The organism is Paracoccus aminophilus JCM 7686 (assembly GCF_000444995.1).
GTDB classification, from domain to species: Bacteria; Pseudomonadota; Alphaproteobacteria; order Rhodobacterales; family Rhodobacteraceae; genus Paracoccus; species Paracoccus aminophilus.
On the sequence record NC_022041.1, the window covers coordinates 1,981,448 to 1,995,232 of the forward strand.

Genomic DNA, 13,785 nt, shown 5'->3' on the forward strand with positions numbered 1-13,785 from the left:
CGGGGCGGCAGGGATGTCTATTGACCGAGGGAGACCGCCGCATTGACCGCGAGCGCGACGATGACCGTATTGTAGAAAAACGACAGCGCGCCATGCAGCACGGTGATGCGGCGCAGATGTGTGGTCTTCACCGCGATATCCGAGGTCTGCGCGGTCATGCCCAGAGTGAAGCTGTAATAGATAAAATCCCAGAATTGCGGCTCGGCCGGGCCGCCGGGAAATTCGAGCCCGCCCGCATCCTTGCCGTCATCGGTCTGGGCATACCAAAGCCCGGCGTAGTGGAATGCCAGCATGAGATGGACCATGGTCCATCCGAGCGGCACCGACAAAAGCCCAAGCACCGGCCGGATTGGCCCGAGATGACCGGCAGGTGCCTTCATCGCCATCAGGATCGCGGTGATGCTGACCACGACCGAACCCAGCGCGAGGCAGACGATCAGCACCATGCCCTCGTCTTGATCGTCGCCATGGCGGCGCCAGCCCTTGGTGCCAAGCCGCTGCCCCTTCTGATAGGCCGCGATCAGATAGGTTGCGAAAAAGACATCCGCCGCGATCAGCACCCGGTCATGCAAAGCCAAGCCAAAGGCCAGCCCGCCCGCGACCAGACCGAGCGCGAAGGTGATGAGAAAGACAAGGTGATGGCGCAGATCGGCAATCATGCGGAGGCGTCCTTGGACTGAGGGCAGGCAGGCGGGGAGCCAGAAAGGCAGAGAGCTCTCGAGAAAGGCTGAAAGCTATGAGAAAACGGAAACGGCTCTGACCGGGTTCCGCGCGCCGATGAAATCCACCGACCCATCGCCCTCGGCGGAAGGCCCCGCCCCCGCGCGCCCGCTCTGCATCGCTGCCCTGCTCACTGTCTACCGCTGATCCCTCAGGAATGCGGCGAGGGCAGCGCGGTCACCGTCCAGCCATCGCGCTCCAAAAGCCGCAGCACGCCCGCCTCTCCGGGCAGATGCAGCGCGCCGAAGGCCGCGACGACATAGCCGCCATTGCCCGCCGCCTCTTGCGCCGCCGCCTCAAGCGGGCCGATCCAGCTTTGGTTGCGCCGGTCCATCATCTTGTCCTGCGCGATCTTCATCTGCTCGTCGACATCGGCGCGGGTCATGCCCGAATTCGCATAGGCATCGAAGCGGCCGAATTCCCAGATCTCCCAGATATCGCCCTTGAAATAGGCGTCGATCAGGGTGGTCGCATAGTCATCGGCGTGTTCGGCGGCGGGAAGCGAGCTGCGCAGCATCTCGATCTCTTCGGTCGGGCTCATGCCCGCGAACATGCGAAAAACCGTGTCCCAAGGCTCGAGCGCCTCGATCGGGACGCCATGCGCTTCGGCGCGCCGCATCACCAGCTCGTCCAGCCCCTCGGGCAGCCCGGCCTTCTTGGCCTCGTCAATCATGCAGGGCGAAAGCCCCATCATCATCGCGACATACCAAGGCCGCATCCGGCTGGCGACGAACGAAGGAATGCCGCGTTCGGACATGGCTTTCGAGAGCTTGTCCCAATCGGCCTTTTCCATACGCTCGGGCAGGGTCGGGCCTTTGGCGTCGGTGATGAGGCTGGGATCGTCTTTCAGGCTGTTTTGAAGCTGCGCCTGCTCTTTCGGCCCGGCCTCGACCAGAAGCTTCTGCGCGCCGTCGATTTCGGGGGCGAAGGTGGTGATCGTCGTGGCATGGCGGTCATCGCCGAAATGATAGGTGCCCAAAAGCACGATCTTGGACGAGCCGCGCGTCGCCTGCCAGAAGGTGCCCTTGTGATAGGGCACGGGCGCGACGGCGGCATCCAGTTCCGCCCGGACCTCGGGCGAGAGCTGCGCGATGAGGTTTTGCCCGACGCATTCGGCGGCCGCGAGCGGCAGAGGCGCAAGAAACAGAAGCCCCGCGAGAAGGGCGGCAACAGGTCTCATCAATCTTTACTCCTCATTCGCGGGCGGGATCTGCGCTCAGTCGTAATCACCCCGGTCGCGCACCGGCTGTCCGGCCAGAAGATCACGATAATAGATCATCGTCTCCTGCGCTTTTACCGCCCAAGGGTAAAGATCCTGTGCATAGCGCTGCCCCGCAACCGCGAGAGCCGCCGCCGCTGCGGGATCCTCGACACAGGCGGTCAGCGCGGCGCGGTAGCCCTCGACATAATCGTCGAAGGGACGGATCGGCACGGTCACGCCCCTGCCCTTCCCCGCGAGATGGCCCGGCGCGCCGTAATCGGCGACGATCGCGGTCATGCCGCAGGCCATGGCCTCGATCACCACGCCCGCGCCAAGCTCGCGGATCGAGGGGAAGACGAAACCGTCAAAGTCGCGCATCATCTCGGCAAGCTCGGCTTGAGAGCGCCGCCCCTCGAAATGAACGACCTCCTCCAGCCCCTCGGCCGCGACAATCTCGCGCAGCCGCGCCATTTCGGGGCCGTCACCGACGATATGCAGGCGATGGCGCGCCAAAGCACCCTGCCCCGCGAAGGCGCGCACCGCGACCTCGGGCAGCTTGTAGGGCACAAGCCGGCCGGCAAAAAGGAAGCGATAAGGGCCGGGGCCGGAAAAAGCGGGGGCCGCGCGGTCGGCATGGAAGATCGCGGGATCATAGCCGATTTCAGGGAAGTTCACGACCCGACCCGGCGCGAGCGGGCGGAGTTCGGACATGGTATGCTCAAAGCCCGCCAGCACCAAAGCCGCATGGCGATAGGTGCCCTTGGCATAGGGCAGATGTTTGGCGGCATTGCGCAGACCGCGCAGCCGCTCGCGCTCGCGCTTTTGCTCGCCGCGGAACTCCTTCGGCCAAGGCAGATTGCCGTTGAGCGGACCGATCACGAAGGGGCAGCGCACCTTGCCCGCGATATAGCTGGGCAAGGTGGGCGTCATCGGCGTGATGCGGTGAACGATATCGAAACCGCCCGCCTTCAGCTCCTTGCGGAAATGCTTCCATGCCTCGCGCTCGAAGGCGAGATAGGGCAGATATTGCATGATCATATTGGTCGACCACGCCACCTCGGTGCCGCCGCGCAGCTTGGTTGCCAGCTTGTAAAGCGGCGCCGCGATATATTCATTGTCGAGATAGACGAACTCGATGCCCTGCGGCGCGGCTTTCTCGATATTCTCGCGGTTGCGCAGATGGGTCGCGACCACCACCCGCGCGAATTTGCTGAGCGCGAGTGCATATTTGTAGCCGACAATCGGCAGCGAGGGCCATTCGGGATTGCAGTCATCCGCCAGGATGAGGATCGAAAGCCGTTTCGCCGAGGCATCCGACGCATTCATGGCATTTGGCTCTGACATCCCGGCTCTCCACTTCCTGCGCCCCGATCGGCGCCGACTAGTCCCTGAAGTTTCAGCAAATTTTCTTCGCCTTAACCGCGGCGAAACTAGCACGCTGGAAAGCCCTCGGTAAAGTGAAGAGCCGCGCCCGGAAACGGTTGACAGCAAGCGGAGCCCTACCTAAGTCTTCTGCCATTGGCACTCACCACCATCGAGTGCCAACAACGCAACACTGCAACCTGAAACACCGGAGTGTTCCAATGGCATTCAAACCGCTGCACGACCGCGTTCTGGTCCGTCGCGTCCAGTCGGACGAGAAGACCAAGGGCGGGCTGATCATCCCCGATTCCGCGAAAGAAAAACCCGCTGAAGGCGAAATCGTCTCGGTTGGCGAAGGCGCACGCAAGGATTCGGGCGAGCTGATCGCACCGGCCGTCAAAGCTGGCGATCGCGTCCTCTTCGGCAAATGGTCGGGCACCGAAGTCACCGTCGACGGTGAAGAGCTGCTGATCATGAAGGAAAGCGACATCCTCGGCGTTCTCGCCTGAGCCGTTTGTCCATCCTTTTTCCACCCTATTTCAAGGAAGTGAAACATGGCTAAGGAAGTCAAGTTCAACACCGACGCCCGCGACCGTATGCTCAAAGGCGTGAACATCCTCGCGGATGCCGTGAAAGTCACGCTCGGCCCGAAAGGCCGCAACGTCGTCATCGACAAATCGTTCGGCGCGCCCCGCATCACCAAAGACGGTGTTTCGGTCGCCAAAGAGATCGAACTGTCGGACAAATTCGAAAACATGGGCGCCCAGCTCGTGAAAGAAGTCGCCTCGCGCACCAATGACGAGGCCGGCGACGGCACCACCACCGCGACCGTTCTGGCGCAGGCCATCATCAAAGAAGGCCTGAAGTCGGTTGCAGCGGGCCTGAACCCGATGGATCTGAAGCGCGGCATCGACAAGGCGACCACCGTTGTCGTCAACGCGATCAAAGCAGCGTCGCGTCCGGTTGCTGACAGCGACGAAGTCGCTCAAGTCGGCACGATCTCGGCCAATGGCGAAGAAACCATCGGCAACCAGATCGCAGAAGCCATGCAGCGTGTTGGCAACGAGGGTGTGATCACCGTCGAAGAAAACAAAGGCATGGATACCGAAGTCGAAGTCGTCGAAGGCATGCAGTTCGACCGCGGCTACCTCTCGCCCTACTTCGTCACCAATCCCGACAAGATGATCGCGGATCTGGAAGATGCGCTGATCCTGCTGCACGAGAAAAAACTCTCGTCGCTCCAGCCGATGGTCCCGCTGCTCGAAGCCGTGATCCAGTCAGGTAAACCGCTGCTGATCATCGCGGAAGACGTTGAAGGCGAGGCTCTGGCCACGCTGGTCGTCAACAAACTGCGCGGCGGCCTGAAAATCGCTGCTGTCAAAGCTCCGGGCTTCGGCGATCGCCGCAAAGCCATGCTGCAAGACATCGCGATCCTGACCGGCGGTCAGGTGATCTCGGAAGATCTGGGCATGAAGCTTGAGAATGTCACCATCGACATGCTCGGCCGCGCCAAGAAAGTTTCGATCAACAAGGACAACACCACCATCGTTGATGGCGCTGGTGAAAAAGCCGAGATCGAAGCCCGCGTTTCGCAGATCCGTCAGCAGATCGAAGAAACCACCTCGGACTACGACAAAGAGAAGCTGCAAGAGCGCGTGGCCAAACTGGCTGGCGGCGTTGCCGTGATCCGCGTCGGCGGTGCGACCGAAGTCGAAGTCAAAGAGCGCAAAGACCGCGTTGATGACGCCCTGAACGCGACCCGTGCGGCCGTGCAAGAAGGCATCGTCGTCGGCGGTGGCGTGGCTCTGGTTCAGGCCACCAAAGCGCTTGACGGTCTGAAAGGCGCAAACGCCGATCAGGACGTTGGCATCAACATCATCCGCCGTGCTCTGGAAGCTCCGCTGCGCCAGATCTCGGAAAACTCGGGTGTCGACGGTGCGGTCGTTGCTGGCAAGATCCGCGAGTCGGAATCGACCTCGTTCGGCTTCAACGCCCAGACCGAGGAATTCGGCGACATGTTCAAGTTCGGCGTCATCGACCCGGCCAAAGTCACCCGCACCGCGCTGGAAAACGCGGCATCGGTTGCTGGCCTGTTGATCACCACCGAAGCCATGATCGCTGAAAAGCCCGAGCCCAAAGCGGCTGGCGGCGGTATGCCCGACATGGGCGGCATGGGCGGCATGATGTAATCATCCCCCTGCCCTCTGGCAGAGAAAGCCGCTCCTTCGGGGGCGGCTTTTTTCATGGTTGCGTCGAGTTTTAATCATTATCTGCATGGTTTTGCGCCCAGGACGCCGCATGGATGGCGACCGAGAGATCGAAACTTAACCCCTCCTTGCTATCGATGACCCTGCGCTTGGCGCAAGGGGCCGGTCGCGGGAAGGAAAGTCGTTCCGAATGGCACGCAGCAGCGATTTCGAAAACAACTTCACCGACAACTCGCTGAACGGCGGCGCGTGGCAGCCGATGAGCGGCGTGACCGATGTCGGGCCAGCCAATAATATGCTGACCATCTTCAACAATGATAATCCGACCGGGGATTCCAACAATGTCTCGGGCGGCAAATACATCATCCCCTCAAGCCTGACCGGGAGCGAGCGGGTCGGCGACTTTCAATTCTCGATGAAAGTTTTCATGAGCCGGTCGCCCTATGCTCCGCATGGAAACAAATTGCCGGACGGGCTCTCGTTCAGCTTTGGCGATGCCGACAGCTATAGGGAAAACCCCTGGCGTCAGGATACGTTCGATTATGAGCAGGGCGTGACCAAGGGGCTTAGCATCGGCATTATCCCCTATGACAGTTCAAGCGCGCAGGGGCGGGGAAATCTGGTCGTATTCTGGAATGGTGTGGTGATCGGCACAATGCCTTTCGACGGCAAAGGCGACTACAATAGCTTCGGCGTCTCTGAGTTTGGCAGGGTCCTCTCCGTCGCCGTTACCGAGACCGGAGAGGTGACGGTGCTGCTCGATGCCCATGAGATCGTCACCACCATCCCAAACAACGAATGGCAGACCGTCGATCAATCGGGCTGGGACTTCGCGGTTGCCGGGCGGACCGGGGCGAATGGCGGCCATGCTTATGTCGATGACATCCGCATCAAATCCGAGATCCTGATCTGCTTCGCCGCCGGCACCTTGCTGGATTGCGAGGACGGTCCTCGTAAGGTCGAGAGCCTGAAGGTCGGGGATCTGGTGATGACCCGCGACGCGGGCTTGCAGCCCATCCGCTGGATCGGACGCCGCAAGCTCACCGCCGACTATCTCGCGCTAAAGCCCGCGCATCGCCCCATTCGCGTGCTGGCGGGCGCCTTGGGCAAGGGGCGGCCAAGCTGCGATCTTCTGGTGTCGCCGCAACATCGGATTTTGGTAAATTCGGCAATTGCCGAGCGCATGTTTGGCACGTCCGAGGTTCTGGTCGCGGCCAAGCAGCTTTGCATGATCGAGGGAATCTCCGTCGCCGAGGATGTGACCGAGGTCGAATATTTCCACATCATGCTCGACGGCCATCAGATCGTCACATCAAACGGCGCGCCCTCGGAAAGCCTTTACGCGGGCAAGCAGGTTCTGACCGGTCTAAGCACGTCGGCGATTGCCGAGATCCTGTCGCTCTTTCCCGAATTGTCGCAAACGGGGGCCGATGCGCCCCCGGCGCGCTATCTGCCCTCGGGTCGGGAAGCGCGCAATCTCGCCCGCCGCCATGCCGCGAACCACAAGCCGCTGCTGGCCGCCGAGAGATGAGCCGCGCTCACCCGCTCCGCGCGCTCAAAGGGGAAGCGGCCGATCTGCGCGAATGCAGCGCGCCGCCGTTCAAGCCGTCTGATCGCGCTCGGCCAGAGCCAGCCATTCCTCTTCGGCGCTCGCCAGCGCATCCTGACGCTCGACCAGACCGTCACTCGCCTTTTGGAATTTCGCAGGCGCTGAGGTGAAGAGATCCGGGTCAGACAGGAAATCCTGCAATTTGCCGATCTCGGCCTCCAGCCGTTCCATGATCCCCGGCAAAGCCTCAAGCCGCTTCTTCTCCGAAAAGGTCAGCCCGGATTTCGCAGCAGCCGCCTTCTCGACCGGAGTGGCCGGCGCGCTCGGCGTGGAGCTCGGTTTTGACGCAGCCGCCGGTTTGGCCACAGCGCTCGGCGTGGTCTCTTGCCGTTGCGCCTGATAATCTGACCAGCCGCCGGGATAGACCGTGGCCTTGCCATCGCCTTCAAGCGCGACGGTCGTCGTCGCCACCCGGTCGATGAAATCGCGGTCGTGGCTGACCAGCAGCACGGTGCCGTCATATTCGCCAAGGATGTCTTGCAAAAGATCCAGCGTCTCGACATCGAGATCGTTGGTCGGTTCGTCCAGCACCAGCAGGTTCGAGGGCTGGGCCATGATCCGCGCAAGCAAAAGCCGCGCCTTCTCGCCGCCCGAGAGGCTGCCGACCGGCGCGCGGGCCTGCGCATCGTCGAAGAGGAAGTCCTTGAGATAGGCCACGACATGGCGCGGATTGCCGCGCACCATGACCTGATCGGCCCGGCCCGAGACGCGCATCGACGGATCCGCCGTCAGCGCATCCCACAGCGACACGCTGTCATCAATGGCGCTGCGCGCCTGATCGAAAACCGCCATATCCAGATTGGTGCCGAGCTTGACCTCGCCGGTATCGGGGGCAATCTCGCCGGTCAGCATCTTGATGAGCGTGGTCTTGCCCGCGCCATTCGGCCCGACAAAGGCGACCCGGTCGCCGCGCAAAATCCGCAGATCGAAGGGCTGCAAGATGACGCGCTCGCCAAAGCTCTTGGAGATTTCCTTGGCGTCAATCACCCGCTTGCCCGATTGCTGGGCGCTGTCCAGCTCAAGCGCCGCCGTGCCCTGACGGCGGATCTGGCCCGCGCGTTCGGCGCGCAGATCAGCCAAAGCGCGCACGCGGCCCATATTGCGCTTGCGCCGCGCCGAAATGCCCTCAACCGCCCAACGCGCTTCCGCCTTGATCTTGCGGTCGAGCTTGTGGCGCGCCTCATCTTCGGCGGCCCAAGCGGTCTCGCGCCAGTCTTCGAAATGCTCGAACCCGCGTTCCTGACGACGGACCTCGCCCCGGTCGATCCAAAGCGTGGCGCGGGTCAGCGCGCGCAGGAAGGCGCGGTCGTGGCTGATCAGCACGAAGGCCGCGCGGGTCGTCGAAAGCTCGGCCTCAAGCCAGGCGATCGCCTCGATATCGAGGTGGTTCGTCGGCTCGTCGAGCAGCATCAGATCGGGCGCATGGGCCATAAGCTTGGCCAAAGCCGCGCGCCGCCGCTCGCCGCCCGAAGCGGTCGAGACCAGCCGGTCGGGGTCGAATTTCAGCCCTTCCGCGGCCATTTCAACCTTGTAGACCTCTTCGGGTGCCAGCCCCGAGGCCGCGAATTCGCCAAGCGTCTCGAAGCCCGACAAATCGGGGTCCTGCTCCATATAGCCGACGCTGGTGCCGGCGGGCGAGACAACGAGGCCGCTGTCGGGTTCGACGAAGCCCGCCATGACCTTCATCAGCGTCGATTTGCCCGAGCCATTGCGCCCGACCAGCGCGACGCGGTCGCCTTGCTGGACGGTCAGGCTCAGGTCCTGAAATACGGGGTTCCCGCCGAAAGTCAGCGAGATGTCGGTCAATTGGAGAAGGGGTGCTCTGGCCATGCCCGTCGCGTATCTTGCCCGGCGCGCAAGGTCAATCTCAGAGCATCTCGAGAAGCCGCGTCGCGATCTCATGCAGCTGGTCCCGGTAGCCGTTCGGCCCCGAGGGCAGGCTTGGATCCGAGGTCATCGCAAGCGCCACCGGCGCATGATCGGGCGTCGCGGGCGCGACATAGATCATCTGCCCGCCATAGCCCCAGCCGAAATTGACCGGGCGCCCCGCGAATTCGTCGAGAAACCAGCCATAGCCATAGCCCTTATGCGTCATGGGCGAGGTGCCGCGCCGGACCCAGCTTTGCTTGATCCAGTCGAGCGGCAGGACCTGACGCCCGCCCGCATAGCCTTGGGCCGCATAGATCGCGCCAAAGGCCATCAGCGAGCGCGTGCTCATCGCCATCTCATTGCCGCCGATATAGATCCCCTGCGGATCGCGCGCCCAAGAGGTGATGCGAAAGCCCGGCACGCCCCCCAGCCAGTCGCGGGCGAGCTGCATCATCGGCCGCCCGCTCGCCGCTGTCAGCATGGCCGAGGCGAGATGGGTCGAGGCGGTCGAATAGGCCATCCGCGCGCCCGGCCGCGCGATGAACGGCGCCGCCAGAGCCGCGCGGACCCAGTCGGGCGAGCTGACCCAAGCCGCATAATTCTTGCCCGATTGCGGGGTCAGCCCCGATTTCATCGACAGAAGATGCCCGAGCGTGATCTCGTAAAGCCGGGGATCGGGTTTCGCCGGAAAGCGGTCCTCAAGCAGCGTCGCGATCTTCTGGTCCGCGCTCTCGATCACGCCTTTCTCGATCGCGATCCCGGCCAGCGCCGAAAGCACGGATTTCGAGGCCGATTTGATATTGACCGGCGCCTCGGGGTCAAACTCGCCATAGCCGCGCGCGGCGACCTCTGCGCCGCCGCTCCAGATGGCAATCGCGCGCAACTGGCCGTGGCTGCCCGCTTCCTCCAGCGCGCGGCTGGGCAAAGCAAACGCCGCGCGCCCCGCCAGAAAAGGCGCGGCAAGGGCTGCGGCAATCAGATGGCGGCGGGTGATGGTCTGGCTCATGGCCGAACTATGACCGCCCCCGCCCGCCACGCCAAGCTTTCGCCCGCCCTCCCGGCGAAACTGTGATCGGCGGCGGTCCGGGTTGTTGCCCCGGCCGGTCCGGGCCGTTAAGGTGGCGCGGTTGCAAAAGGCGGACCCATGAGCGAGACCGGACAGACTTATCAGGTGCTGGCGCGGAAATACCGCCCCGAGACCTTTGCCGATCTCGTCGGTCAGGATGCGATGGTGCGCACCCTGAAAAACGCCTTCGCCGCCGACCGGATCGCGCAAGCCTTCATCATGACCGGCATTCGCGGCACCGGCAAAACCACGACCGCACGGATCATCGCCAAGGGGCTGAACTGCGTCGGACCTGATGGCACCGGCGGGCCCACGACCGAGCCCTGCGGGGTTTGCGAGCATTGCGTCGCGATTTCCGAAGGCCGCCATGTCGATGTGATGGAGATGGACGCGGCCTCGCGCACCGGGGTCGGCGACATCCGCGAAATCATTGAAAGCGTGCATTACCGGGCGGCCTCGGCGCGCTACAAGATCTATATCATCGACGAAGTCCACATGCTCTCGACCAGCGCCTTCAACGCGCTGTTGAAGACGCTGGAAGAGCCGCCGCCGCATGTGAAATTCATTTTTGCCACGACCGAGATCCGCAAGGTGCCGGTCACGGTGCTGTCGCGCTGCCAGCGCTTCGACCTGCGCCGGATCGAGCCCGAGGTGATGATCGCGCTTCTGCGCAAGATCGCCAGCCGCGAAGGCGCCGAGATCAGCGATGATGCGCTGGCGCTGATCACCCGCGCCGCCGAAGGCTCGGCCCGCGATGCGACCTCGCTTCTGGATCAGGCGATCAGCCATGGCGCGGGGGAAACCACCGCGCCGCAGGTCCGCGCCATGCTGGGCCTGGCCGACCGGGGCCGCGTGCTCGATCTCTTCGACATGGTTTTGCGCGGCGCGGCTGCCGAGGCTTTGGCCGAACTTCAGGCGCAATATGCCGATGGCGCCGATCCTTTGGCGGTGCTGCGCGATCTGGCCGAGATCACCCATTGGATCTCGATCATCAAGATCACGCCCGAGGCCGCCGAAGACCCGACCGTCGGTCCCGACGAGGCGCGGCGCGGTCAGGAATTTGCCGAAAAGGTGCCGATGCGGGCACTGACGCGGCTCTGGCAGATGCTGCTGAAATCGCTTGAAGAGGTCTCCGCCGCGCCCAATGCGATGATGGCGGCGGAAATGGCGATCATCCGGCTCACTCATGTCGCCGATCTGCCCGATCCCGATGCGCTGATCCGCAAGGTGCAGGCTTCGATCTCGGCGGGCGAATTCGCGCGTCCGGGCAGCATGGCACCTGCGGGCGGGCAGAATGCACCGCGTGCCGCGCGCCCGGCCCCCGTCGTCGCGCAGATCAACCGCGACGGCAGCGCGATGGCGCTGGCGGTCTCGCCCGATGCGCTCCATGCCTTCCCGGATTTCGAGGCGGTGATCGCGCTCATCCGGCGGATGCGTGACATGAAGCTGCTCCTTGAGGTCGAGGACCATCTTCGCCTCGTGCGCTATGCGCCGGGCCGGATCGAGTTCGAGCCGACCGACAAGGCCCCCCGCGACCTTGCGCCGCGGCTGGCCGAGCGGCTGCGCAGCTGGACCGGTGGCGCGCGCTGGGTGGTCTCGGTCGCGAATGAAGGCGGCGCGCCCACGATTTCAGAGGCTCGCGCCGCCGAACGCGCCGCGACCCAAGCCCGCGTGATGGAAACGCCTTTGGCGCAAGCGATCTTTTCCGCCTTCCCGGCCGCCCGGATCACCGCGATCAAGAAGGCTCCGGTCGAAGTTGCGGTTGAAAAGCCCGCGGGTGAGGATACATCTCCGCATGATCTGACCGAGGGCCCGGTGGCCGAGGTCGAAGAATGGGACCCTTTCGAGGACGAGGATTAAGCGATGATCGACGGTTTTGGCAATTTCGGCGACATTTCCAAAATGATGCAGGCCGCGCAGGATATGCAGGCCAAAATGGTCGAGATGCAGGAGGGGCTGACCCGCCTCACCGTCACCGGCCAATCGGGCGGTGGGCTGGTGAAGGCCACCGCGACTGCCAAGGGCGAGCTGACCGCGCTGGATATCGATCCCTCGATCTTCCGCGCCGAGGACAAGGAAGTGGTCGAGGATCTGATCCTCGCCGCGATCAAGGATGCTCAGAAGCGCGCCGAGGTCAAATCGGCCGAGGAAATGGCCAAGATGACCAGCGCCATGGGCATTCCCGCCGATTTCAAGATGCCCTTCTAAGGCCAACCGCCGCGCATGAGCGAGGATCGTGGCGATATTCAGGCGCTCATCGCGCAGATTGCGCGGCTGCCGGGACTTGGGCCGCGCTCGGCCCGGCGCATCGTGCTGCATCTGATCCGCAAACGCGCGGGCCAGATGTCCCAGCTTGCCAGCCTGATGGCCGAGGTCGCCGAAAACAGCCGCGAATGCGCGATCTGCGGCAATATTTCCGACCAGACCGTCTGCGCGATCTGTGAAGACGCCCGCCGCGCCACCGGAGAGATCTGCGTCGTCACCGATGTCGCCGATCTCTGGGCACTCGAGCGCGGTCGCGCCTTTCACGGGCGCTATCATGTGTTGGGCGGCAGCCTGTCTGCGCTCGATGAGATCGGCCCCGACGATCTGCGCATCCCTGCCCTGATCGCGCGCATCTCGGACGAGCATGTGACCGAGGTCATCCTTGCGCTCGCCGCCACCGTCGAGGGCCAGACCACCGCGCATTATATCGCCGAGGCGCTGGCGCCGACCGGGGTCACAGTCACCGGTCTGGCGCAGGGCGTGCCGATCGGGGGCGAGCTCGACTATCTCGACGATGGCACGATCACCGCGGCGCTCCGCGCGCGGCGCCGCCTCTAGTTCAGCCACCCGTTCAGCCTCTGGCGCGACGTCAGGCCCGGCAGCGGACCCAGTATGGGTTGAAACCCGACCCTTGCCGCTGTCATATACCGTCACATTTCAAAGCCCCAGATTCAGGACCGGCCCGCTCGGGGTCGGGGAATGCGATGCAGACGGCAAGCCTTTCTTCCAAAACGCCCCTTTCCGCGACACGAGATTGCGAAATCCACGCTTTACGCCACGCCCTTCGCCAAAGCCCCTCGGCCCGACGCGTGCGCCGCATTGAAAGCGGCGGGCGTCATTACTGGGTCAAGCAGCGCGAAGAGCTGTCCCTGCGCTGGCGGCTGCAAAAGGGCAATCCCGCACAGGCCTTTGAGCGCGAACGCGAGGGTCTGCGCCGCCTGCACGCGATGGGCCTGCCGGTGCCCGAAATCGTCGATGAAGGCCCCGATTATTTCGTGACCCGGGACGCGGGCGTGCCGTTGTCGCATGTCTATAAATCGCCCGATTATTCCGAGACCGAGCGCGGTCGCGCGCTAAAGGCAGCGGTCAAGGCGCTGCATCGCCTGCATGAGGCGGGGGTCGCCCATGGTCGGCCGAACCTCAAGGATATGATCTGGGACGGCAAACGCGTCACGCTGATCGACCTCGAACGGTTTGGCAGGGTGCGCAATGCTCATGCGGCGCAGGTGCTCGATTTCATCATCTTCGCCTTCAGCTGCTTTGCGGTGGCGAACAAATCCCTGCCCCAGATCGATCAGGCGCTTTACCTTTATCGGATGCTCGACATGCGGGGGATTTTCGTCGGAGCCAGCCGCTGGCTGAACTGCCTGCGCTGGCTTGATCCGGTGGCCCGCGCATTGTCTCGGGTGAAGAACTCGCGCGAGATCGCGGCCATCCCCCGGCTCTTCGCCTGGCTGCGCAGCAACCGCGGCTGAGGTCGTGGCCA

General features: G+C 63.6%; 12 protein-coding genes. 7 read left to right on the top strand and 5 right to left on the bottom strand.

Annotated features, from left to right (window positions below; genetic code table 11):
* Positions 1 to 17 precede the first annotated feature (17 nt).
* The 3 genes from JCM7686_RS09650 to JCM7686_RS09665 form a co-directional block, all read right to left on the bottom strand.
* A complete protein-coding gene (locus tag JCM7686_RS09650) occupies positions 18 to 659 on the bottom strand; it encodes a DUF1345 domain-containing protein (protein WP_020950671.1) in 642 nt (213 codons plus the stop codon).
* A 212-nt stretch (positions 660 to 871) separates the two neighbouring features.
* On the bottom strand, positions 872 to 1,900 hold the full coding sequence (locus JCM7686_RS09660; protein ID WP_020950672.1) for a TraB/GumN family protein: 1,029 nt from the start codon (positions 1,898 to 1,900) through the stop codon (positions 872 to 874).
* Positions 1,901 to 1,936: 36 nt separating this feature from the next.
* Positions 1,937 to 3,265, bottom strand: coding sequence for a glycosyltransferase family 4 protein (locus JCM7686_RS09665; protein WP_020950673.1), 1,329 nt, complete (start codon positions 3,263 to 3,265; stop codon positions 1,937 to 1,939).
* A 239-nt stretch (positions 3,266 to 3,504) separates the two neighbouring features.
* Between JCM7686_RS09665 and JCM7686_RS09670 the strand changes: the two genes are divergently transcribed.
* From JCM7686_RS09670 to JCM7686_RS09680, 3 genes are all read left to right on the top strand, one after another.
* Positions 3,505 to 3,792, top strand: a complete 288-nt coding sequence (locus JCM7686_RS09670) for a co-chaperone GroES (RefSeq protein ID WP_020950674.1) — start codon at positions 3,505 to 3,507, stop codon at positions 3,790 to 3,792.
* 45 nt (positions 3,793 to 3,837) lie between these two features.
* On the top strand, positions 3,838 to 5,472 hold the full coding sequence (groL, locus tag JCM7686_RS09675; RefSeq protein ID WP_020950675.1) for a chaperonin GroEL: 1,635 nt from the start codon (positions 3,838 to 3,840) through the stop codon (positions 5,470 to 5,472).
* A gap of 208 nt (positions 5,473 to 5,680) precedes the next feature.
* A complete protein-coding gene (locus JCM7686_RS09680) occupies positions 5,681 to 7,021 on the top strand; it encodes a Hint domain-containing protein (protein ID WP_020950676.1) in 1,341 nt (446 codons plus the stop codon).
* Between the two features lie 69 nt (positions 7,022 to 7,090).
* On the opposite strand, the gene JCM7686_RS09685 is transcribed toward JCM7686_RS09680, so the two are convergent.
* Complete coding sequence (locus tag JCM7686_RS09685; protein ID WP_041527261.1) at positions 7,091 to 8,929, bottom strand: ABC-F family ATP-binding cassette domain-containing protein; 1,839 nt, start codon at positions 8,927 to 8,929, stop codon at positions 7,091 to 7,093.
* 37 nt (positions 8,930 to 8,966) lie between these two features.
* The gene (locus JCM7686_RS09690; RefSeq protein ID WP_236635805.1) at positions 8,967 to 9,974 is read right to left on the bottom strand and encodes a serine hydrolase domain-containing protein; all 1,008 of its coding nucleotides are present in this window, start codon (positions 9,972 to 9,974) and stop codon (positions 8,967 to 8,969) included.
* Between the two features lie 138 nt (positions 9,975 to 10,112).
* Here JCM7686_RS09690 and JCM7686_RS09695 point away from each other — a divergent pair, with 138 nt between their 5' ends.
* From JCM7686_RS09695 to JCM7686_RS23415, 4 genes are all read left to right on the top strand, one after another.
* Positions 10,113 to 11,894, top strand: a complete 1,782-nt coding sequence (locus JCM7686_RS09695; protein WP_020950679.1) for a DNA polymerase III subunit gamma/tau — start codon at positions 10,113 to 10,115, stop codon at positions 11,892 to 11,894.
* 3 nt (positions 11,895 to 11,897) lie between these two features.
* The gene (locus JCM7686_RS09700) at positions 11,898 to 12,242 is read left to right on the top strand and encodes a YbaB/EbfC family nucleoid-associated protein (RefSeq protein WP_020950680.1); all 345 of its coding nucleotides are present in this window, start codon (positions 11,898 to 11,900) and stop codon (positions 12,240 to 12,242) included.
* Positions 12,243 to 12,257: 15 nt separating this feature from the next.
* The gene (gene recR, locus JCM7686_RS09705; RefSeq protein WP_020950681.1) at positions 12,258 to 12,857 is read left to right on the top strand and encodes a recombination mediator RecR; all 600 of its coding nucleotides are present in this window, start codon (positions 12,258 to 12,260) and stop codon (positions 12,855 to 12,857) included.
* Between the two features lie 251 nt (positions 12,858 to 13,108).
* A complete protein-coding gene (locus JCM7686_RS23415) occupies positions 13,109 to 13,774 on the top strand; it encodes a lipopolysaccharide kinase InaA family protein (protein ID WP_051201544.1) in 666 nt (221 codons plus the stop codon).
* The last annotated feature ends 11 nt before the right edge of the window (positions 13,775 to 13,785 follow it).

What these genes read in the sequence shown, in the direction of transcription:
- JCM7686_RS09650 (WP_020950671.1), bottom strand. Translation starts at nt 659, where the DNA reads ATGATTGCCGATCTGCGCCATCACCTTGTCTTTCTCATCACCTTCGCG.
- JCM7686_RS09660 (WP_020950672.1), bottom strand. Translation starts at nt 1,900, where the DNA reads ATGAGACCTGTTGCCGCCCTTCTCGCGGGGCTTCTGTTTCTTGCGCCT.
- JCM7686_RS09665 (WP_020950673.1), bottom strand. Translation starts at nt 3,265, where the DNA reads ATGTCAGAGCCAAATGCCATGAATGCGTCGGATGCCTCGGCGAAACGG.
- JCM7686_RS09670 (WP_020950674.1), top strand. Translation starts at nt 3,505, where the DNA reads ATGGCATTCAAACCGCTGCACGACCGCGTTCTGGTCCGTCGCGTCCAG.
- groL (WP_020950675.1), top strand. Translation starts at nt 3,838, where the DNA reads ATGGCTAAGGAAGTCAAGTTCAACACCGACGCCCGCGACCGTATGCTC.
- JCM7686_RS09680 (WP_020950676.1), top strand. Translation starts at nt 5,681, where the DNA reads ATGGCACGCAGCAGCGATTTCGAAAACAACTTCACCGACAACTCGCTG.
- JCM7686_RS09685 (WP_041527261.1), bottom strand. Translation starts at nt 8,929, where the DNA reads ATGGCCAGAGCACCCCTTCTCCAATTGACCGACATCTCGCTGACTTTC.
- JCM7686_RS09690 (WP_236635805.1), bottom strand. Translation starts at nt 9,974, where the DNA reads ATGAGCCAGACCATCACCCGCCGCCATCTGATTGCCGCAGCCCTTGCC.
- JCM7686_RS09695 (WP_020950679.1), top strand. Translation starts at nt 10,113, where the DNA reads ATGAGCGAGACCGGACAGACTTATCAGGTGCTGGCGCGGAAATACCGC.
- JCM7686_RS09700 (WP_020950680.1), top strand. Translation starts at nt 11,898, where the DNA reads ATGATCGACGGTTTTGGCAATTTCGGCGACATTTCCAAAATGATGCAG.
- recR (WP_020950681.1), top strand. Translation starts at nt 12,258, where the DNA reads ATGAGCGAGGATCGTGGCGATATTCAGGCGCTCATCGCGCAGATTGCG.